We start from the raw sequence: 19954 nt of genomic DNA, 5'->3' as shown, positions 1-19954 counted from the left end.
GCGCAAACGCGGCCGGCAATGATGAAGCGTGGCTGAATCAACCTGAACGGACAGCGACGGCTCAACCCGCGAGCGCCGGCTTCTGTTTTTGTCCCTCGTCGCCATATCCGGGGAAGCGCAGGATCAGGCATGCAACCGCGCTGATGCCTGCACCGAGAGCCAGAAGGGTGAAAATGGTCGACGGCGACAGACCGTGACTGAGCAGTGCGCCGATTAGCAGCGGGCCACAGAAAGACCCGATACGACCCGCGGCGGTCGCCCAGCCGACACCTGTGGAGCGAACGGCACTTGGATAAAAGACCGCCCCCAAGCCGATGAGACCTGCGCTGCCGCATCCCATCAAGAGCCCGAACAGGGCTTCCCCGGCAAAGATGCCGGCAAGCGCCGGAGCTGTCCAGCCAACGACGGCATATGCAATCGCGCCGGCAACAATGCTTATAAACAGCACGCTTTTGATATGATAGCGCGCCATGAGATAGCCGGCGGCCGCAGAGCCGACGATCGATCCGAAGTTATAAGCCGCCATTGCGAGAGACGATTGCTGTACGGAAATATCCAGCGACTTCAGCAGCAGCGGTGTCCAGGACGAATTGACGACCAGGATCATGAAGACAAAGAAAAATGCGACCCAGAGCAGAAGCGTCCCACCTGCGCGTCCGTTGTTGAAAAGCTCCGCAACGCTTTTCGAATGGCTTTCCACGCCTGAATATTCATAGCTGCGGGTGCCCTTGAAATCGTGGCCCGGGAACATCCAGGTCAATGTCGAGGCGATCTTATCCGATCGACCTTGATTGTGGACAAGCCATGCGAGCGATTCCGGCATCAACGCAGCCAGGACGAATACAAAGGCGATCGGTAAGATACCGCCGACCCAGAAAATCGAATGCCAGCCAAAAGCCGGTATGATCTGCCCGCCAAGAAGGCCGCCGACGACGCCACCGAGCGGAAAGCCCACCCAGACGAGACTTACAATACTGGCTCGATGTCGGGCCGGCACATATTCGCTTGCTATTGCAATGAAGCTCGGCATGGCGCCTCCCAGGCCGACCCCGGCCAGAAAACGGAAAGCGAGCAGCTGCGAGAAAGTTTGCGAAGTGGCTGTCGCCAACGTGAAAAGGCCGAAGGTGAATGTCGATCCCAAAAGGACCTGCTTTCGACCGATACGATCCGCGATTGGCCCCAGAAAAAGAGCCCCGAGAGCCAAACCGGCAAGTGCTGCGCTGAACACCGCCCCGAAGCTGGATGTCGCAATATGAAGGTCAGCCCCGATGCCGGCCGCAGCCAAACCGATCGATTGAACGTCCATGCCATCGAGGACGGCGACTGCCGCACATAGTGCAATGACAAGCCACTGGCGTCGTCCGATCGCCTGGGCACTAATAAAATCCGCGATATCCAACGCCTGCGTTTTTTCCATGATCCCCTCCCATTTTTTGATGTCTGTCGGTCAGCCGATACCGACCCGCCGTCAGTCGTCCGCTGCGGCGGCACCGTCCAAGTTTTTGACGATGGCTTCCAAGACGCGGCGAGCCGTTTCCGCATCGCGCGGATTGATGCCAGCAAGCGCCTGATTGTTGTTCAGGATGCCGTAGGGGATGAGGGTTTCCTCGAGCGCACGCCCCTTGTCGGTGAGTTCAAGATGTATCTTGCGCCGATCGTCGCCACGCGCGCGGTTGATGCATTGCTTGCGCTCAAGCGCAGCAAGAGTCGGCGTGAGCGACGCTTTGTGAACCCGCATCCGTTGTGCAAGCTCGACCTGTGTCAGCCCCTCGCCTCCCCAAAGCACGCGGAGAATGGCCCACTCGGCAACATTGAGACCATAGGGAACGAGCTCTTCGGCAAGGCGTCGAACGAATGCGCGATGCGCATGGCGAACGAGATAGCTTAAGCTTCTCTCGGTCAGCTGGCCCGATGCGAACGGCGCGAGATCATCATCCTCTGCGCTATTGCTCTTGGTCATTTCACCCTCCTCGCCTTGCTTGCCACCCAAAATACCTGATAAGAAATTATCGTAAGGTATAATACGGTATCAATACATACGATCTAAGGTCAAGCGGCATGAGCAACGAATTCAGTGAGACAATCAGCGATCTCGTCGATGCGAACCACATCCTCTTCAACGAACAAATCGTCGACGGCTTCGGTCATGTCAGCGCGCGCCATCCATCGCGCCCCGATCGCATGCTGATTTCACGAAGCATGGCGCCCGCGCTGGTCAATGCGGACGACATCGTCGAGGTCGATCTGAATGGCGAGCCGATCGAGGCCGCTGGCCCCAAGCTCTATCTTGAGCGGTTCATCCATTCCGAGATATATCGGAAACGTCCCGATGTGCAGGCGGTCGTGCACAGCCACAGCGCGACCCTGGTCCAGTTCGGCATCGTCAAAGGCATTAGCCTCCGCCCCGTCTGCCACATGTGCGGCTATTTGCGCGAGACCACGCCCGTTTTCGAGATACGCGAGGTCGCTGGGGATGGCACCGACCTGCTCATTCGCAATTCCGATCTCGGACGAGAGCTTGCGACTTGCCTCGATAGCCACGCCGCCGTCCTGATGCGAGGGCATGGCTCGACGGTGGTCGGCGGGAGCATTCGCCATGCCGTCTTCCGCGCTGTTTATCTCGAGAGAAATGCAAGGATCCAGGCGGAGGCCATGAAGATGGGCGAGATCATTTCTCTCACGCCGGAAGAAGCAAAGGCCGCAGACGAAGCCAATTCCGGTCAGATCGACCGCGCATGGGATCTTTGGCGGCTGGCATCGGAAACGAGGCGATAGGCTGGATCATGCGGCCGAATGGGAGAGCCAACGCGATTGGCGGCTGCACCGACGAACAGCGGCCGGTTTGCTTCGCTTCTCACTCGAGGCTCTTCATTTCGCTATCCATCCAGCGGCAGAATTGCCGGACAGCCCTGGATTCGGAGCGTCGCTGATAGCGATAGGTGCCGGTCTCGACCGGCTCGTATGCAGGCAGGGCCACCAAGGCACCCGATTTTGTTTCTCTGCCGGTCAGAATCGTCGGTGCGAGCAACATCCCAAGACCGGCAACACAGGCGTGAAGAGCGGCATCATCCGTATCGAACGCATGGGCAAGCTTGAGTGTTGCTGAGGGAATGTCGAATGCCTCGCACCATAGCTTCCAGTCCCAATTGCCCACGCAGCATTGAAGCGCCGGCAGATCGGGAAGCGTTTCCTTGTGATGATCCGTGTCTTTCGCCAGCAATGATGGAGAGATGACCGGGCGCCGCAGATCACGTGCCAGAAACTCCCATCCATCTGCCGCCTCCCACATGCGGAAATGGCGAATGCTGACGTCGGAATCGGCAACGACTGAAAAGCCGCGCGCAGAACTCGTTTCCACCCGAACCCGCACCTGCGGACACAACGCGCGAAAGCGATCCAGCGAGGGAATGAGCCACCGCAGCGCGAGCGATGTCGTTGCATGCACACTGATTTCGTTTTCATCCCGATAAAGGGCGTCGGCCGAGCGTTCGATCAGACCAATCGCCGGTGCCACCTCCTGATAGAATCGCTGCCCGACATCGGTCAGCGAAACCGTATTGTTTCCGCGGCGAAAGAAATTCACTCCAAGCTCGTCTTCGAGCTTCTTGAGCTGGTGACTGACCGCGCCGGAGGTTACGCCAAGTTCAACCCCGGCGGCCGTCAGGCTCCCAGTTCGCGCCACGATAGCAAATACCCGAATGGCATTGAGGGAGACGCGATGTCGCTGCTGCATTAATTTTTCTCATTCTCCCCTCAATTTACTCGTTTGAGTGTCTCATGAAAATCGATCACATACCAATCCAGAATTTCCTTTCAAACATGGCTTAAACTCAAGCGAGCTCGAGCTGGATGAAGAGAGGACGCGCAAGAGACAGCATTAATTTCTTTGTCATTCAGCGACAGGCGACATGTCTGTCTTTCCCAAGCGATCCCCGCATAACCTTGCCATTCAAGAGCTATCGATGCTGCCAACCTCACATCGCCGCCGTGACGTGGCCTTGGTCTTCTCGCCCGCTTTACGCGGCATTGCCGCACTTTCGGTAACGCAGCTTATCGGATGGGGTGCGACCTTCTTTTTGCCGGCGGTGACAGGGCCGGCGATGGCGGACGAACTCGGCATGCCGTTGCCCATGATCATGCTTGGGCCGACCATCATGCTTGTCGTGATGGCCCTGGCGTCCTGGCCACTCAGCACAATGTTCGAACGCTATGGCGCTCGTCCGATCATGGCATCGGGGTCTTGCGCCGGCGCGGCAGGCCTGTCGATCATTGGTCTGGCCGGTGGTTCGTCGTCCTACGTGCTGGCGTGGATCGTACTGGGCACTGCCGGCGCCTGCATGCTGACGACGCCGGCGCAGATCGCGGTCCATGAGATCTCCGGCAAAGACGCACGCCGAGCGCTCGGTGTGCTGATCCTGGCCGGCGGATTGACATCGACGATCGCCTGGCCGCTGACGGGGCTCCTGCAGGCTCTCTGGGGCTGGCGCGTAACGACGCTGCTCTATGCTGCAACCATGCTCCTTCTCTGCATGCCATTGCACTGGACCGCATTGGCAAGGCACCCGAGAAGAAAGGCACCGGACCAAGCGACCATCGATCCCACACCCATCGACAGACCAAGTTTCGCGCTGATGGCCGTAAGCTTCGCCGCCAATGGATTTTTCACCTGGGGCTTTGCGCTTACGATTATCATCCTGTTCGAAACAGCCGGCCTGGATCACGCCCATGCCTTGACCGCCGCAGCCTTTATCGGCCTGGCCCAATGGACAGGCCGCTTGATGGACTTCCTGAGCGGCGGGCGTTCATCGGGATTCACGACCGCGCTTGCCGCCTCCAGTCTGTTCCCGCTGAGTTTTATCGTGCTCCTCGCAACCAGCAATTTCCTGGGAGCACTGCTCTTCGCGATGCTTTATGGCATTGCCAGCGGCATCACCGCCGTCGCCCGCGCTACTTTGCCGCTGCAGATTTTCCCCGCTGGCGCCTATGCGCGCGCATCGGCAAGGCTGGCCGTACCGCTGAACCTATCCTTTGCCGCCGCCCCACCGGTCTTTACCGCAATCATGACGTCTGCCGGCCCACACGCGGCACTGTGGCTCGCCTTCACGAACTCGATTTTCGCATTTTCTGCGCTTCTGGGCCTTTTTCTTCGCCATCGACGCAGGGAGAGACAACCGTAGAGACCACTGATTTTGGATTGCGCGCCGATCTGCCGACGGCGTTACCCAGGCCGAATTGTGTCTCACTATTGTTTCGATTGGCAAACCTGCGTTAAATCCGATCGAATTTGGGGTTCCTTGCGGGAAAGCGGATTGTATGGATCGATGGCAGGCGATGAAGGTCTTTGTGAAGGTCGGCGAAGCCGAGAGTTTCGCCGGGGCCGCAAGACAGCTGCATATGAGCCCTCCGGCCGTCACCCGCGTCGTGTCGGCTCTGGAAGAGGTGATCGGCGCCCGCCTCCTCACCCGAACCACCCGATCTGTCAAGCTGACGGAGGCAGGCGAGCGCTACCTTGCGGATTGCCAGAGACTTCTTGCAGAGCTTGCCGAGGCTGAAGCGTCCGCGGCGGGCTCCTACGGACGACCGACAGGAACACTGACCGTCACCGCACCCGCCATGTTCGGCTCCCTGTTTATCCTCCCCTTGATGACCGAGTTTCTCGATCTCTATCCCGAGGTGGTCGGTCGAAGCCATTTTGTCGACCGTATCGTCAATCTCGTCGATGAAGGCATCGATATCGCAATCCGCATTGGACATTTGCCGGATTCCGGGTTTGCAGCCACGCGGGTCGGCGCGGTCAGGCGCGTCGTGTGCGGATCGCCTGCCTACTTCGAAAAACATGGCATCCCCATCACTCCCGCAGATTTGGCCAGTCACCGCATCATCGCCGCAACCAGCGCCTGGGCGTCCCTCGAATGGCATTTCGGCACACGGCAGAAGACGACCGCGCGGATTAATCCGCGCCTGTCCTGCAGCACTAATGAAGCGGCCATTCTCGCTGCGGTTCAGAGCTGGGGACTGACGCGCGTTCTATCCTACCAGGTCGCGGCCCAACTCGAGGCAGGAGCGCTTCAGACGGTGCTGACAGACCACGAAGAGGAACCTCTACCCGTCCACATCGTCCATCCCGACGGGCGATATGCGTCGGCCAAGGTTCGCAGCTTCGTCGACTTTGCGGTCACAAGGCTCAGGGCGAACCGGCACATCAACTAGTCACATATTGCGGTCGTCAACAGCTGCGCCTCCACTAGAGAGCGAGCTGAAGCCCACCTGCGGCCTCGTTGCCCTCCTCGGCTGGATAGGCGCAACAGATCAGCGCGTGGCCCTCTGCAACTGCGGCACCGGGCTTTTCCTTGTAGGCGACGGCGCCCTGAACGATCTTGGTCATACATGTTCCGCATGTCCCGCCGCGACAGCCGAATTCGGGAGAGAGACCGCGAGCTTCGGCAAGCTCCAGCAAGGTTCCGCTTTCTGGCGTCCAGCGGCTCTCCTTGCTGGATTCGGTGAAGATCACAGGCATGGAACGCGTTGCCACACGCGGCACACTTTCATCGCCGGACCCGCTGGTATCGGGCTTGCGCTGAATTGAGGCCGGCCCGAAATTCTCGGCAAAAATACGCCGGTCGGCAATATTGAGAGAGCGAAGGCCGGAATAGATGTCCTGCATGAAGGATGGAGGACCACAGAGATAGAAGTCGTAATCATCGAAGGGCAGCGACCTTTTCAGCATCTCGATATCGATGCGTCCCTCCAGCTCAAAATCTACCTTGAGTGTTGCGCCTTCCGTATTGCTCAACACGCGAACGATCTTGATGGCGCCGTTGGCGGCGGCGGCCAGTTCGGCGAGTTCCTCGCCAAAGGCTTGCTCTGCCTTGGAGCGCGCCGCGTAGTAAAGCCGCGTCTGGCGCACGCGCTGCTTCCGCACGCCCTCGTAAAGGATGTTGCGTAGCATCGCGAGCATTGGGGTTATGCCAACGCCGACTGCCAGAAGCACGGCAGGCCGCGGCCCGACCGGATCGATCGTGAAGCTGCCGGCGGGCGCACGCACCTCGATTTCGGCTCCTTCGGGCAGCCCATGCAGAAATTGAGATACCCGTCCCTCGCGCTTGACGCTGATACGATACATGCCGTCCGAAGGAGCTGCTGAAATCGTATAGGTGCGGATCGTCGGCTTGTCGTCGCCAGGCAGGGTGACACGGATCGGAAGGTGCTGGCCGGCCTTGTGCGCAATCATGCCGGCACCGTCCGCCGGCTTCAGATAAAGAGAGCGGATGATGCTGCTCTCGTCTATCGCATGCTCGATGCGGAACGGCCGCCACTGCGTTGCAAGCTCCTGTGCCCGCATGCGCTCGGCAGCCTGCGCCCAATCGCCCGTCATTTCCGAATAGGGGCTTTTGCCATCGTCACGCTCGCTCCAGCGAATGGCGAGTGCGCCGCGCCGGCGGATCAGTTTTTCCGGTCTAAACCGCCACAGTCGCTCGGCGCCCTGGAAAGCTTCGATTTCCGGCGATTCCAGAACGACTTCGGCCTTCCCGGTCATCTGCAGCATGTCGCCGGTCGCGAAATCGGTAAACGTCAGACCGGCGCGCCCGTTGAGAAGAATATTGCCAAGCGTGTTGAAGAAGAGGTTGCCGTTGAAGTCCGGAATGGTCAGAACGCCATCGTCGCCAATCCGCACGAAGCCGGGCTTCCCGCCGCGATGCGATCCATCCACCTGACGGCTGCCACCTTCTTCTGAGTAAGAGGCGACGAAGAATGAATCGGCTGACGTGATCGCCTTGCGCGCCTCGTCGTCCAAGCCCTGCAGGTTTTCGATTTCCCCGGAGAACGGCACGCTCGGGTCGCGCGCGAAATAAAAATCTCTAAGCTGGATATAGCGTGGGCAATTGCCATAGCTGTGAACGACCCTCAGGTCGAAACCAGCAGCGCCGACATTGGCGACGTTGCCATTCAGACGATTGCGACGGCGCGTATGAAGCTCGATGCCAAGGACACCGATAGGATCGCCCTCGTTAAAGCCCCGGTCTGCGGGATCGGAAGGATCGCGCGTGAAGGCGGCTTTGAGCGTGTAGTCGTCGGTCGCACGCAAAAAGCCCGGATGGCCCGTGATGATGGTCGCCCAGGGATCGCCCGCCTCGTCCACTGTGCCGACGACGAGAAAAGGCAGCTGCGTGTAAAACAGACGATGCTGTTCGATCAGATGATTGCGAATGAAGCGGCGACCGATGTCGTCCATCTTCTCCACAACACCTGCCTTTTTCTGTATTTCAAGTTCCCCACGGTGCCATGGCGACGGCACCGAGACCGATATGTGCTTGTTCATCGCCATGGACCTTTTGCGGAGTGTCTGGTTTATGCGGCCAGTCCGACCGGCGTCTTCACGAACGGAACAAAGCTCGGAAGCTGTTCGATGCGTGCGAGCCAGGCGCCAACCTTCGGATAGGCCGCGAGATCGACATTGCCTTCCGGAGCGCGAGCGATGTAGCTGTAAAGGGCGACATCGGCGATGGTGACATGATCGGCGGCCAGCCACTGGCGTGCGGCGAGTTCACCCTCGACGATCTTGAGCAAGTCGTGGGCGCGACCGATGACTTCGTCGGTGTTGAACTTCGCACCGAAGACGGTAACCAGACGCGCTGCGGCAGGCCCATAGGCGATCTGGCCGGCAGCGATCGACAACCAGCGCTCGACCTTCGCAGCGCCGATCGCATCCTCCGGCAGCCAGTCCTTCTTTCCAAGCTTCTTGGCGAGATAGACGAGAATCGCGTTCGAATCCTGGATAATGGTTTCGCCGTCGACGAGAACGGGAATCTGGCCAAAGCTGTTGAGCTTTAGGAATGGCGGTTGCTTGTGTTCGCCATTGGCAAGATCGACTTCGATCAATTCGAAATCCTGACCGATGAGGGACAGAAACAGGTGTGCGCGGTGTGCGTGACCGGACAGCGGGTGATAATAGAGCTTCATGTGCGTCTCCTTTGCAGCGCCCTCGTTGTGAGGGGACATCGGAGTTGAATCTGCATGAGGCCCGGCTTTCACTGAAGACAGTTTCAGTGAAAGGGACTATTCCGCGAAATGACAGGAATAGCGTTGTTTGATGAAATCAGTCGTTCGTTCAGGAGCTTTCGGACGGAGCCAAGGCTCGCCGCGCACGATCAGCCATTTCGCGCGCAAGCTGCTCGCTCAACCCCGTGTAAAGAACGGGATCGGCGGCATCACGCAGATCCTTCTCGGAAAAGCCTGAGACTTCGGCATGTCCCAACAGGACGTCGACGAGACCAGACTTGCTATCGACGGCCTCGGCAACGGCGTGGTGAACAAGGTCGTGCGCTTGATTGCGACCGAGCTCCGGCGCAAGCCGCATCATCAGGTTCTCGGAGGCGAGAAATTCGCCGCCGATCGCGAGGTTTCTTTCCATTCTGACGCCGTCGATGCGCAAGCTCGCGAGCAGCGATCCGATCTCGTCGACAAGTTCATAGGCCAAAGGCGCCAATTCCTCGACAAGTGTGTTGATCGTTGCATTGCTGGACGCATCGCCTTCGAAAGAGGACTGCATGGCGTCGAGCGCGAGCGGCGCCTGCGCCCGGATCCGCATCGAAAGCGAAATCACCTTCACGGACGATTTCGGATTGACCTTATGCGGCATGGTGGAAGAGCCGATGACATCATCACCGAGACGCTCGCCCACCTCATCGAACTCATCCGCCATCAAAGCATAGAGGTGGCGGGCAATCTTGCCGCAGGTACCGGCAAAGAGCGCCAACACCGTCGCATATTCCGCAAAGCCGTCCAGCGCTGCCCTCGATGCTATCGTGAAGGCGCCAAGGCCCAGCCTTTCGGCAAGGCGGCGGTTGACCTCAGGTCCGGCGTCTCCCAGCACATGCATGGCGCCGACAGTCCCGCCCCATTGCGCACGGAGGAACCGAGGCGCGGCCTGCTGCAGTCGCTCCCGATTGCGCAGCCATTCCTCGATCCAGCCGCCGAGCTTGAAGCCGAAGGTAACCGGCAGCGCCTGGCGCATATTCGTGCGAGCGACAGTCACGGTTGCGGCTTCCGCTTCGGCCATATCGGCCAGGTTAGCGAGGACCTCGTCGAAACGACGCATGAACGCCTCATGCGCTTGGCGCATCAGGAGCGCATACCCCGTCTGCATGACATTCTGGGTCGTGGCACCCCAATGAACGTATCTGCCCGCCTCGCCGTCGCATGCCTCGGTCAAGGCCCGAACGAGGGAAACGATCGGTGCGCGAGTTTTCTTGACGTCTTCGAGAATGGCGGAATGGTCGAGGTGGTTGAAATTGGCGACCCTGGTGATCTCCACAGCCGCCTCCCCGGGAATGAGCCCAATCTCGGCCTGCACCTCGGCGAGACGCGCCTCGACCTGCAGCCAGGAATTCCACACCGAGCGGCTGGAAAACAGTGCACGGATGTCTGCCACGCTTGCATGCGCGGTTTTGAGATCAGCAGTCATGTCGATGCCTTCAGACGGAGATCAGAGTACTTGATCGAGAAAATGCTTGAGCCGCGGGCTTTGTGGTCGATCGAAAAGGTCGCCCGGCGGCCCGTGTTCGACGATGCGTCCCTTGTCCATGAAGACCAGCCGGCCGGCCACCTCGCGCGCGAAACGCATCTCATGGGTGACGACGATCATCGTCATTCCCGATTGCGCCAACCCGGTCATGAGTTCGAGGATGCCTTTGACCAGCTCCGGATCGAGCGCCGACGTCGCCTCGTCGAACAGCATGACCTTCGGCTCCATGGCAAGGGAACGAGCGATCGCCACACGCTGCTGCTGCCCGCCGGAAAGATCCGTTGGGCGGCGGCGCTCAAAGCCCTTGAGACCCACAGCCTCGAGTTTTGCCATCGCCAAGGCTTCAGCTTGGTCCTTGCTCATGCGACGCACCTTGCGCAGCGCGAGCGTAACATTGCCCATCACGTCAAGATGACTGAACAGATGAAAATGCTGAAAGACCATGCCAACCTGACGGCGCAATGCGTCTATGTCGACTTTGGGTTCGTTGATCTGCCGCCCGTCGATCAGGATCCGACCGCTTTCGGGTCTCTCGAGAAGGTTCGTGCAGCGAAGAAGCGTCGATTTCCCCGAGCCGGAAGGACCGATTATGCAGGTCGTCGTCGCTTCCGGCACATCGAGATTGATGTCGTGCAAGACGTGCACGGCGCCATAGGATTTGTTCAGATCGATGAAGCGGACTGCCGCCTTGGCTTCATTCGCCATCAGAAGTCCTCCTTGAAGATACGCCCATGCGCCGCTCCCAGGCGTTGACCAGATGGGTCATGGGAACCGTCAGCGCGAGATAGAGAATGCCGGCCGCCATCAGCGGCGAGAGGTTCGCGTTGTTGATCGCCGCATCCTGGGCAATGGAGAAGATCTCGCGCTGGCTCGACAGAAGACCGAGCAGGAAAACCAGCGCCGTGCCCTTGATGACCAGAATGAATTGACCGGTCAGCGGCGGCAGCACACGCCGTACGCCTTGCGGAAGGATGACATAGCGCAGGGTCTGCATTTTCGTCATTCCGAGCGAGCGCGAGGCCTCGACCTGACCGCGTTCGACGCTCTGAAGCCCGGCACGGAAGATTTCCGCCATATAGCCGCTTTCGATCAGACCAATGGCCAGCGCCGCATAGGCATAGGTATTGTTACCGAAAAGGGCGAGCCCGGCGAGCGGTAGACCCTGCCCGACGATGTAGATCGTCAGAATATGCGGCAGGCCGCGCAAGATATCCACGTAGATCCGGCATGGCACCTTTAGGAGCCTGCGATCGGATGAAAGCCCGATTGCGATGAACAATCCGAGGAAGACACCGATGATGCTGGCGACGACGGCAAGCAGAATTGTATTCGGCAGGCCGACCGTGATCAGTTGCGGCATGACCCTGGCGAATTCGCCCGGGTCGAAAAAGGTCTGCTGGATACGCTGAAGTCCTTCGAACATGTCGCAGGCCTGTCCTTACTTTTTGACGGGATGCGGCATGCCAGGATAATCGACAAACAGCTGGTCGGGCATTTCCACGGAAGCGGCATACCACTTGGTAAAGAGGGTGGTGTATGTGCCGTCCTTCATCAGTTCGGCGATTGCGCCATCCATCGCCTTCTTCAGGTCCGGATTGTCCTTCGAGATCGGAAAGGCGGCCATGCCCGTTGTCACGACCTGGGAAGCTGCCAGCTGCGAGTGCTTTTCGACCAGTTCGTCCGCCGTGTTCAGGCCGGTAAAGAGGCCGTCGACCTGGCCGGCAAGCAGGGCGTTCAGGCTCGCCGCGATATTCGGGAACTCCCGAACGGAGACACCCGGCGCAATTTCGTTGAGCTTCGGGATCAAGGCGCTGCCGCGCGTAATGGCCACCGTCTTGCCCTTGGCGCCGTCGACTTTGTCGATCGCCTTTGTCTTGAGCGAGACGAGCCGCGCCTCGGAATAACCAGTGGCCGTCGTGAAATCCACAGCTGCGGTGCGCTCGGGCGTTACCAGCACCTGGAACGCTGCCGTGTCATAACGCTTGTTGCGCACGGCCGGCACCATGCTCGCGAAGTCGGTCGCCACATAAACCACCTCAAGCCCGAGCTTCTTGCCGACCGCATTTTCGAAATCAACGAGGAAGCCGGCGGGCTTGCCGTCGGAATCGATGAAGGAGACCGGCCGGTCGTCGGTGCGATAGGCGACCGTAAGCTGGCCGGCACTGACGGTCTTCAGCTTCGCGGCATCCTCGGCAAAGGCGATAGTCGTCGGCAAGGCGATCGCGGCGGCGGCGATTGAAAAACGGATCAAGGCGTTCATAAGCGGGCTCCTCCCCCAGGGTTCCTCTTGGCTGGAGCACGAGATTGTCGCGATGGACCAATTTGATCGACCTGCAACGAGCTCATCCTCCAAACTGCTTGCAAGGATACCCATTCGAGGCGTTCGACCAAGTGTCGTAAGCTGCAAAATTCATAAGCTGAGCTTATCGACCGCTCTAGCAGCCTGCAGTGCTTCCCGAAGCGCCGGCGCGGTATCGCTGCGGCGATAGATAAGATTGAAGTCCGTGAAAACGGGCTGAAGCAGCCGGCGGCACACGACACCTGGGACACCGAGCCGCGATACGGACTCCGGGATAAGTGCCACACCCAGACCCGCGCCGACGAGAGCGAGCATGGTTGCAATCTGCGGCACGGTTTGAGAGATACGCGGCTGGAAGCCGGCTTGCTCGCAGGCGTTCTGCGTCAGAAAATAGAGGCCGCCACCCTCCTGCTGACGATACTGGAGAAACGGCTCATCGGCGAAATCGGCGAGATTGCAGGCTCCCTGCTGCGCGGAGTGGTGACTTTGACGCCCGATCGCCAGCACCATCGGCTCGCGCTGCAGAGACAAGGTTGCGATCTGCGGATCGAGCGGCGGCATGGGTGATCTCAATATTCCGATATCGAGGTTGTGATCGCGAACCTGCATGACCTGTCGGCTGACCGGTGACTGATCCAGCCTGAGAACCAATGCCGGACTGATCGTCGTCAGCTTTTCGATGAGACGGCTGAAAAACGGATGGAACGCCGCCGATCCGACATAGCCGATCGCGAGCGTGCGGTTGGAGCTTCGACCGGCGACCAGCCCGAGGCGCTCGGCTCGCCGGCTCTGTGCCAGTACCGCTTGTGCTTCCGGAAGCAGGCTTCGGCCGGCCTCTGTCAAGGTTACGGTCCGATGCGAACGATCAAACAGGCGAACCTCGAATTCGTCTTCGACGACCTTGATCAATTGGCTGAGCGCCGGTTGCGTCAGGCCGATCCGTTCCGCGGCAAGACCGAAATGCAGAGTTTCGGCAGCCGTCGCAAAAGCTCGCCAGTGCCTGAGTTCGAGCGCCATTGCCTTACCTTCCGATCGGGTTGATGGTTTTGGACGAGCCCCTTGCCCGTCCCTGGCTTATCAATCCCGAAGCCAGGGCTCGACCCAGCTCGAAAACAGGGTCTGCCACAGATGGAAGCGGCTTCCCTGCGCGCCTGTCGCGCTGCCATGTCCGCCCGTTGGAAAGATATGCAATTCTGCGGAAACGGAAGCAGCCTTCAACGCCTGGAACATCAGGATCGAATGCTCAGGAGGCGCCACTTTGTCATCAGCAGCATGGGCAAGGAATGTCGGCGGCACTGCTGCGGTCACCAGCCGGTGCGGAGAATAGCGCTGGAGCTGGTCGGCCCCCGCGTCATCACGGCTGAGCATGCGCTTGGTTGCCGTAAACTCAAACGGCGGCTCAAGGCTGATGACCGGAAACAGGAGTGCCGCAAAGTCCGGCCTTGCGGAGAGCCAATCGGTATCGTCGATCGCCGCATAGGTCTCGAGATCAAACCGGGTGGAAAGCATTGCCGCCAAATGTCCGCCGGCGGAGAAACCGAGCACGCCGATGCGTTCGTTGGCGATGCCCCAGGCGGCCGCATTCTTGCGGATAAGTCGAAGTGCACGCTGCGCGTCCTGCAAGGGTGCCAACGGTTTCCAACCATCGATCGGCAGCCGGTGCTTCAGGATCACCGCCGTCATGCCGAGGGAAAGGGCAAGATTTGCCGCGGGGTTGGATTCGCGCACCATCTGAATATGGCGATAGCCACCGCCCCCGAGGATGAGAAGTGCCGAACCATTGGGCTCAGGTGGGCGATAGACTTCGATAACGGGCACATCGATCCCACCGACAGCGCCCTCGGGAACGGCATGCTCTTCCAAAGCAGGTCCGCGCTCACCGGGTGGAGCACCCGGCCAAAGGTCCATTCGCAGACATTGTGCTTCCAGGAAAGATGCGAGCGTCATCCTTTACCGCCTCTAAGCCTCTGGATTGGACGATGGTATGTTCGATGACGAGGCTATAGCGCACCCTCGCGTTCGGGTCCATCTGGCCCTTCAGGAGTGGCGCAGGCTTCTCCGCGCCGATCCACGCTCTCCATCGTACGCTCAATATAAAAGGCTCAGGCGGCATCGGCGAAGAGATCTCATCGCCAATACCGCCTTGAACGACGCAGCTTCTCGGTGGCAACGCAGAACGAGTCTGTTCGATCAGGCTTGGATCAACGAATGGACGCAGCTTCGGCCGCACCCTTGCGATACAGCCAGTCGATGCTCTGATAGAAGCCCTCATTTCCGAGGCTCTTCAGAAGTTGATCGCGCAGGGCAGCATGGGCGCCGGCGGGATGATAGACACGTTTGGCAAGTTCGCGCGATTGAAGCTGGACACGCGCCGTGCGCAGGCTTCTGGACGCCACATAGCTATCCAGCGCCTTCCGCCAATCCGCCCTTTCACGTTCAAGCGCATCAGCCAGACACACGGCGTCTTCAAGCGCCATGCACGCGCCCTGGGCAAAATATTGCAGCATCGGATGGGCGGCATCGCCAAGCAACACGGCACGCCCATCCCGCCATTGCTGCACCGGCTCGCGATCGCAGATGACCCAGGCTTTCCAATCCTTGCCATGCTCTATCAGCGACCGGATTCGCGGATGTATGCCCTTGAAGCCTTGCATCACTTCGTCATGGCTCACCGGCTTGCCGGCAATCAATTCGTTGGCGTCGTTGTGGGTCGTGATCGCAAGATTGAAGACCTTCCACCCCTGCAGCGGATAATGCACGAGATGGCAGCGTTCGCCGGCCCATAGCGTCGCGGCATTCCAGCGCAGATCCTCGGGCATCTGATCGACCGGGATCACCGACCGATAGGTGGTGTGCCCTTCGATACGCGGCGGCCCGTCATTGACCATCTGCCGGCGCACTGCAGATCGCAGCCCATCGGCGCCGATGAGAAGATCGCCCTCCACACGTTCTCCGGAGGCAAGAACGACGACAATCTTGCTGTCGTCCTGCTCGTAGCGTTCGACCTGATACCCGGTTTTAAGTTCGATCTTCGGATCATCCTGGCACGCGGTCAGCATCGCTTTGTGCAGATCGCCTCTATGCACGACGGCATAGGGATTGCCGAAACGCTGCCGGAACCCATCGTTAAGGTCAATATGGACGATCTCCTCACCGGAGACGGCATTCATCAATCGCAGCTGGTCGATGTAGACGGCTTCGGTGCGCGCGATGTCCCCGACTTTCAACTTGTCCAGGGCATGAAAGGCATTCGGTCCCAGCTGGATGCCGGCACCGACTTCGCCCAGGACTGCTGCGCGCTCCAAAACGATGATGCGGCGGCCTTTCGCCGATAGCGCCAGTGCTGTCGCCAAGCCACCAATGCCTCCGCCTGCAATGATGACACGTCCTTCACTCATGATGTCCTCCCATTCATTCGCTATTGCGATGGTGTGCGTGTTTCCTTCGTGCGCCGCTTGAGCTTCGCCTGCGGCTCGCCTTGCGTGTTGCCGGCGGCAGCGATCATGGTGTGGATCGTGCCATTGCGAACTTCGCTCTCCAGGCGGTCGAGATTTGCGTAAAGCTGCACCAGCGTCGTCTTGAGCTCTTCCGCGGCTTCAGCCGACAAGCTGGATGTGGCGATCGTCTCGTAATAGGCTGCGACGGGTGCGTAGCGCGCCAGAAGCCGCTCGCCCTCCGGCGTCAGCGTCACCTGCAGGCTGCGCTGATCGTTTTCCGGGCGCTCGCGGCTAAGAATGCCCTTCTTCGCCATGGCCGCGACCACGCGCGACAAGGTCGAGATGTCAGCCGATGTTAACGCGGCCAGCTCCACGAGCTTGAGCGGGCGCTCCTCTTCCGAAATCGCGGCGATGATGCGGTACATCTGGAGGGTCAAGCCCTCCTGTTTCACCACGTCTTCAAAGAGGGACCCCATGCGAATGCCTAGCCGGGCGAGCAGATAGGGAAACGAATTCGACAGACGGTACATGTCAGAGCTCCTGGACGACGAAACACCGTCCCGCTCTAACATAGTATCAATCATCTGCAACATTTGCATTTGCAATATTCCCATTGACAATGAAATGCGCTTGTAGTTCGCTGTTGTCAATACGGGTCGAAAGAAAAGGAAAGACCATGGAAGGGAAGATAGCGCTCGAGGAGCACTTCGCGATCGAACGAACCCTGGAGGACAGCGCACGCTTCGCGCCGAATGCCGACTGGCCGGAGCTGAAAAGCCGCCTTCTCGACATTCAGGAGCGTCGCCTGCGCGAGATGGACGAAAACGGCATCGAGGTGATGCTGCTGTCGTTGAACGCGCCGGCCGTGCAAGCCATTCCAGATGAAGCGGAAGCCGTCGAACTCGCCCGCCGGGCCAACGATTTCCTTGCCGAACAAGTGGAGCGCAGACCAAATCGCTTCCAGGGGCTCGCAGCCTTGCCGATGCAAGCGCCTGAGCAGGCAGCACAGGAATTGAAGCGCTGCATAGAGCAGCTCGGCTTTCGCGGATCGCTCGTCAACGGCTTCAGCCAGTCGAGCCGGCGCGAAGGAGCGATCTATTACGACATCCCCGACTTCAACGATTTCTGGGCCGAACATGCACGCCTCGGCGTGCCCTTCTATCTTCATCCGCGCAATCCGCTGCCGCAGGACGCCGCCATCTACAAAGGGCATGAATGGCTGCTCGGCCCGTCCTGGGCATTCGGCCAGGAAACGGCGGTACATGCGCTTCGCCTCATCGGATCCGGTCTCTTCGACCGCCATCCCGAACTCACCATCATCCTAGGACACATGGGGGAAGGTCTCCCCTATTCCATGTGGCGCATCGACAACCATAACAAATGGATGTCCGAGCAAAACAACTATCCGGCCAAGCGAGCCGTCAGCGAATATTTCCGCGAGAATTTCTATCTCACCACGTCCGGAAACTTCCGCAACCAGACGCTTATCGACGCCATGCTGGAAATCGGGGCGGACCGCATTCTCTTTTCCGCCGACTGGCCGTTCGAAAACATCGATCATGCCGCAAATTGGTTCGATAGCGCGGCAATCTCGGAAAACGATCGTCTCAAGATCGGGCGGCTGAACGCCCGCAAACTCTTCAATCTCGACTGACAATCGCCAAGCCGTGCGGGAGGCGCGGCTTTTCATGGGAGGGGAAAAATGGCAGACTCACGCGAGCTGGACTTCAATGCAGAACTCACGGAGGCGCCGGTGGGTTCGTTCCACAAGCGCCTTGGCATTCTCGTAACGCTGATCACGCTGTTCGACGGATATGATACCTTCAATCCGGCTTACGTCATTCACTATGTGATGCAGCCCTGGGGCCTGGCGCCGGCGCAAGCCGGCTTCCTGATCAGCTCCGGGCTGGTGGGGTTTCTTATCGGCGCCATCGGGCAAGGCTTCGTGTCGGACCGCTTCGGACGCCGCGGCGCGCTGATCGGGGGTCTATGGATCGTGAATGTCTTCACGATCGCGGCGGCGCTTTTTGCGCATGACTTCTGGAGCTTTTGTCTTCTGCGCCTTCTGACCGGGCTTGGTCTCGGCGTACTCCTGCCGATATGCGCCACCTACATCAACGAGTTGGCTCCCCGGCGCGTCAACAATGCGTTTTCGCTGTGGGGTGTAGCACTCGGCTGGTCGCTCGGCGGCATGTTTGCCGGCCTGGTCGGCGTGTTCGTTACCCCGCTCTACGGGTGGCCCGCCCTTTACTTTGTCGGTGCGCTGTCCCTGCCATTGACCATCGCCGTGCAGCTTTCTCTTCCCGAGAGCCCCCGATTCCTGGCGGCCAATCGTCGTTTCGACGAGCTGCGCGCCTTGTTGACACGCATCCGCCCGGATCGAGCAGCCCGATACGCCGGGAGCACATTTGCCACCTCAGGTGAAACGCGCCGCAGCAACCCGCTGAAGACGTTGCTCGCTCCACACTACCGGCGGACATCCCTCACCATCTGGCTGACAGCCTTTCTCAGCCTGTTTTCAATCTTCGGCCTGACAGGCTGGATCCCGACCGTAATGATGCAGCGCGGAGAAACCTTTGCCGCATCCTTCGGCTTCGGCGCATTGATGCAGGCCACGTCCTTTATCGGCGGCCTGGCTCTTGCAGTCCTTGTCGACAGGCAACCGTCCGCGTCGCCGCGTTATCTTGCAATCTGGTGGCTTATCGGAGGTCTTGCGGTGATATCCACCGTCTTCGTCGGTGGCCATTTCTTCAACATTCTCATCGTCGCCATCGCCGGCTTCTGCATCGTCGGCGCTCAGCATGTGCTCAACAACTTCACGGCGAGCTCCTATGAAACCGGTGCCAGAGCCAGCGGCGTCGGCATGATGCTGGGTGTCGGTCGCGTCGGTGCCATCCTCGGACCTTACGTGGCAGGCCTGCTACAACAGGCGACCGGAACGCCGACACCGGTCTTCTGGGCAATCGGTCTTGCCGCCGTCGTCGCAGCCTTCGGTATCGTTTCCCTGCAGCGCCAGGCAAACGGCACCGTTTCGACGGTAATCGCAGCTGAAGCCGAGTGACCATCGTGTGCTGATACCCCTTGCCGGTCCGCGTCGTTCTCGGCGCGGGCGCCGCATAGCCATTCGCCAAAAGTTTTGAGGAAAAGCAGCAAGCCGGTCCAACTGGCCCAACGTCGCCAATAGACAGTCAGGCATCAGCGCCGGGTGTCAGCCCGGCCAATTCACCGACATTTCCAAAAAGGAAACCCCATGATTTCCAGCATCATTCAAGAACCCAAGGACACCAATTTCGCGACGGCCCAGGCCTGGACATTGCTTTTGCTGCGCGTGTCGATGGCACCGCTCTTTCTCTACAGCGGTATCGGCAAACTCATGAGCATCCCGGCCACGGCTGCCCGCCTGCCGGGCGGTGCAGACGGGTTTGGCCTGTTTCTCGCGCTCGGCGCCACGGCTCTCGAGCTGCTGGGGGCGATTGCTTTGCTGCTCGGCATATTTGCACGCCCCGTGGCATTGGCATTCATTCCCTACATCATCGCCGCCACGCTCATGTTCCATAATTTCTGGGCGTCTCCGGAGGCCATGGTTGTGCCGCAGACACTCAATTTCCTGAAAAATATCGGACTGATCGGCGGCATGGCGATCATTGCCGCATTCGGAGCAGGCCCCCTCAGGATCCTGCGCCGCTGATACCA

Annotated in this window: 19 protein-coding genes; 6 read left to right on the top strand and 13 right to left on the bottom strand. The window is 59.7% G+C overall.

The window, feature by feature from the left end; translation table 11 throughout:
• Nucleotides 1-61: 61 nt before the first annotated feature.
• Both HGP17_RS30100 and HGP17_RS30095 read right to left on the bottom strand, forming a co-directional pair.
• Nucleotides 62-1417, bottom strand: a complete 1356-nt coding sequence (locus HGP17_RS30100; RefSeq protein ID WP_168815044.1) for an MFS transporter — start codon at nt 1415-1417, stop codon at nt 62-64.
• A 51-nt stretch (nt 1418-1468) separates the two neighbouring features.
• A complete protein-coding gene (locus tag HGP17_RS30095; RefSeq protein WP_168815042.1) occupies nt 1469-1960 on the bottom strand; it encodes a MarR family transcriptional regulator in 492 nt (163 codons plus the stop codon).
• A gap of 98 nt (nt 1961-2058) precedes the next feature.
• Between HGP17_RS30095 and HGP17_RS30090 the strand changes: the two genes are divergently transcribed.
• A complete protein-coding gene (locus tag HGP17_RS30090) occupies nt 2059-2775 on the top strand; it encodes a class II aldolase/adducin family protein (protein WP_168815040.1) in 717 nt (238 codons plus the stop codon).
• Nucleotides 2776-2854: 79 nt separating this feature from the next.
• Here HGP17_RS30090 and HGP17_RS30085 read toward each other — a convergent pair whose 3' ends face one another.
• Nucleotides 2855-3733, bottom strand: a complete 879-nt coding sequence (locus HGP17_RS30085) for a LysR substrate-binding domain-containing protein (RefSeq protein WP_168815038.1) — start codon at nt 3731-3733, stop codon at nt 2855-2857.
• Nucleotides 3734-3962: 229 nt separating this feature from the next.
• Between HGP17_RS30085 and HGP17_RS30080 the strand changes: the two genes are divergently transcribed.
• Nucleotides 3963-5177: an MFS transporter gene (locus tag HGP17_RS30080; RefSeq protein ID WP_168815037.1), complete on the top strand. Its 1215-nt coding sequence runs from the start codon at nt 3963-3965 to the stop codon at nt 5175-5177.
• A gap of 136 nt (nt 5178-5313) precedes the next feature.
• The gene (locus HGP17_RS30075) at nt 5314-6210 is read left to right on the top strand and encodes a LysR family transcriptional regulator (RefSeq protein ID WP_168815035.1); all 897 of its coding nucleotides are present in this window, start codon (nt 5314-5316) and stop codon (nt 6208-6210) included.
• Between the two features lie 34 nt (nt 6211-6244).
• Here the strand turns inward: HGP17_RS30075 and HGP17_RS30070 are convergent, their stop codons facing one another.
• The 10 genes from HGP17_RS30070 to HGP17_RS30025 all read right to left on the bottom strand — a co-directional run bounded on the left by HGP17_RS30070 (nt 6245) and on the right by HGP17_RS30025 (nt 16791).
• Nucleotides 6245-8320: a pyridoxamine 5'-phosphate oxidase family protein gene (locus HGP17_RS30070; RefSeq protein ID WP_168815033.1), complete on the bottom strand. Its 2076-nt coding sequence runs from the start codon at nt 8318-8320 to the stop codon at nt 6245-6247.
• A 29-nt stretch (nt 8321-8349) separates the two neighbouring features.
• On the bottom strand, nt 8350-8961 hold the full coding sequence (locus HGP17_RS30065; RefSeq protein WP_168815031.1) for a glutathione S-transferase: 612 nt from the start codon (nt 8959-8961) through the stop codon (nt 8350-8352).
• A gap of 148 nt (nt 8962-9109) precedes the next feature.
• On the bottom strand, nt 9110-10465 hold the full coding sequence (locus tag HGP17_RS30060) for an adenylosuccinate lyase family protein (protein ID WP_168815029.1): 1356 nt from the start codon (nt 10463-10465) through the stop codon (nt 9110-9112).
• 21 nt (nt 10466-10486) lie between these two features.
• A complete protein-coding gene (locus tag HGP17_RS30055) occupies nt 10487-11230 on the bottom strand; it encodes an amino acid ABC transporter ATP-binding protein (RefSeq protein ID WP_168815027.1) in 744 nt (247 codons plus the stop codon).
• On the bottom strand, nt 11220-11948 hold the full coding sequence (locus tag HGP17_RS30050; protein ID WP_168815025.1) for an amino acid ABC transporter permease: 729 nt from the start codon (nt 11946-11948) through the stop codon (nt 11220-11222). Before HGP17_RS30050 ends, HGP17_RS30055 begins: the two co-directional genes overlap by 11 nt.
• Before the next feature lie 15 nt (nt 11949-11963).
• Nucleotides 11964-12785, bottom strand: a complete 822-nt coding sequence (locus tag HGP17_RS30045; protein WP_168815023.1) for a transporter substrate-binding domain-containing protein — start codon at nt 12783-12785, stop codon at nt 11964-11966.
• A 150-nt stretch (nt 12786-12935) separates the two neighbouring features.
• Entirely contained in the window at nt 12936-13841 is a 906-nt protein-coding gene (locus HGP17_RS30040; RefSeq protein ID WP_168815021.1) for a LysR family transcriptional regulator, read from the bottom strand.
• Nucleotides 13842-13901: 60 nt separating this feature from the next.
• The gene (locus HGP17_RS30035) at nt 13902-14771 is read right to left on the bottom strand and encodes an alpha/beta hydrolase (protein ID WP_168815019.1); all 870 of its coding nucleotides are present in this window, start codon (nt 14769-14771) and stop codon (nt 13902-13904) included.
• A gap of 254 nt (nt 14772-15025) precedes the next feature.
• Entirely contained in the window at nt 15026-16222 is a 1197-nt protein-coding gene (locus HGP17_RS30030) for a 3-hydroxybenzoate 6-monooxygenase (protein WP_168815017.1), read from the bottom strand.
• Between the two features lie 20 nt (nt 16223-16242).
• Nucleotides 16243-16791 (bottom strand): MarR family transcriptional regulator, encoded by a 549-nt coding sequence (locus HGP17_RS30025; protein WP_168815015.1) that lies wholly within the window; start codon nt 16789-16791, stop codon nt 16243-16245.
• A gap of 146 nt (nt 16792-16937) precedes the next feature.
• On the opposite strand from HGP17_RS30025, the gene HGP17_RS30020 reads away from it, so the two are divergent.
• From HGP17_RS30020 to HGP17_RS30010, 3 genes are all read left to right on the top strand, one after another.
• On the top strand, nt 16938-17915 hold the full coding sequence (locus HGP17_RS30020; RefSeq protein WP_168815005.1) for an amidohydrolase family protein: 978 nt from the start codon (nt 16938-16940) through the stop codon (nt 17913-17915).
• A 48-nt stretch (nt 17916-17963) separates the two neighbouring features.
• On the top strand, nt 17964-19322 hold the full coding sequence (locus HGP17_RS30015; protein WP_168815002.1) for an MFS transporter: 1359 nt from the start codon (nt 17964-17966) through the stop codon (nt 19320-19322).
• 189 nt (nt 19323-19511) lie between these two features.
• Nucleotides 19512-19949 carry a DoxX family protein gene (locus HGP17_RS30010; protein ID WP_168814998.1) on the top strand — a complete coding sequence of 146 codons (438 nt, stop codon included), beginning with the start codon at nt 19512-19514 and terminating at the stop codon, nt 19947-19949.
• Nucleotides 19950-19954 lie beyond the last annotated feature (5 nt).

This window comes from Rhizobium sp. P38BS-XIX, assembly GCF_012641435.1.
Lineage (GTDB): Bacteria > Pseudomonadota > Alphaproteobacteria > Rhizobiales > Rhizobiaceae > Rhizobium.
Note: the sequence above shows the minus strand (reverse complement) of the source record. Positions and strands in the feature narration are given on the sequence as shown.

Bases quoted from the DNA above. Each gene is read 5' to 3' on its own strand.
- HGP17_RS30100 (WP_168815044.1), bottom strand. From the start codon at position 1,417: ATGGAAAAAACGCAGGCGTTGGATATCGCGGATTTTATTAGTGCCCAG.
- HGP17_RS30095 (WP_168815042.1), bottom strand. From the start codon at position 1,960: ATGACCAAGAGCAATAGCGCAGAGGATGATGATCTCGCGCCGTTCGCA.
- HGP17_RS30090 (WP_168815040.1), top strand. From the start codon at position 2,059: ATGAGCAACGAATTCAGTGAGACAATCAGCGATCTCGTCGATGCGAAC.
- HGP17_RS30085 (WP_168815038.1), bottom strand. From the start codon at position 3,733: ATGCAGCAGCGACATCGCGTCTCCCTCAATGCCATTCGGGTATTTGCT.
- HGP17_RS30080 (WP_168815037.1), top strand. From the start codon at position 3,963: ATGCTGCCAACCTCACATCGCCGCCGTGACGTGGCCTTGGTCTTCTCG.
- HGP17_RS30075 (WP_168815035.1), top strand. From the start codon at position 5,314: ATGGATCGATGGCAGGCGATGAAGGTCTTTGTGAAGGTCGGCGAAGCC.
- HGP17_RS30070 (WP_168815033.1), bottom strand. From the start codon at position 8,320: ATGAACAAGCACATATCGGTCTCGGTGCCGTCGCCATGGCACCGTGGG.
- HGP17_RS30065 (WP_168815031.1), bottom strand. From the start codon at position 8,961: ATGAAGCTCTATTATCACCCGCTGTCCGGTCACGCACACCGCGCACAC.
- HGP17_RS30060 (WP_168815029.1), bottom strand. From the start codon at position 10,465: ATGACTGCTGATCTCAAAACCGCGCATGCAAGCGTGGCAGACATCCGT.
- HGP17_RS30055 (WP_168815027.1), bottom strand. From the start codon at position 11,230: ATGGCGAATGAAGCCAAGGCGGCAGTCCGCTTCATCGATCTGAACAAA.
- HGP17_RS30050 (WP_168815025.1), bottom strand. From the start codon at position 11,948: ATGTTCGAAGGACTTCAGCGTATCCAGCAGACCTTTTTCGACCCGGGC.
- HGP17_RS30045 (WP_168815023.1), bottom strand. From the start codon at position 12,785: ATGAACGCCTTGATCCGTTTTTCAATCGCCGCCGCCGCGATCGCCTTG.
- HGP17_RS30040 (WP_168815021.1), bottom strand. From the start codon at position 13,841: ATGGCGCTCGAACTCAGGCACTGGCGAGCTTTTGCGACGGCTGCCGAA.
- HGP17_RS30035 (WP_168815019.1), bottom strand. From the start codon at position 14,771: ATGACGCTCGCATCTTTCCTGGAAGCACAATGTCTGCGAATGGACCTT.
- HGP17_RS30030 (WP_168815017.1), bottom strand. From the start codon at position 16,222: ATGAGTGAAGGACGTGTCATCATTGCAGGCGGAGGCATTGGTGGCTTG.
- HGP17_RS30025 (WP_168815015.1), bottom strand. From the start codon at position 16,791: ATGTACCGTCTGTCGAATTCGTTTCCCTATCTGCTCGCCCGGCTAGGC.
- HGP17_RS30020 (WP_168815005.1), top strand. From the start codon at position 16,938: ATGGAAGGGAAGATAGCGCTCGAGGAGCACTTCGCGATCGAACGAACC.
- HGP17_RS30015 (WP_168815002.1), top strand. From the start codon at position 17,964: ATGGCAGACTCACGCGAGCTGGACTTCAATGCAGAACTCACGGAGGCG.
- HGP17_RS30010 (WP_168814998.1), top strand. From the start codon at position 19,512: ATGATTTCCAGCATCATTCAAGAACCCAAGGACACCAATTTCGCGACG.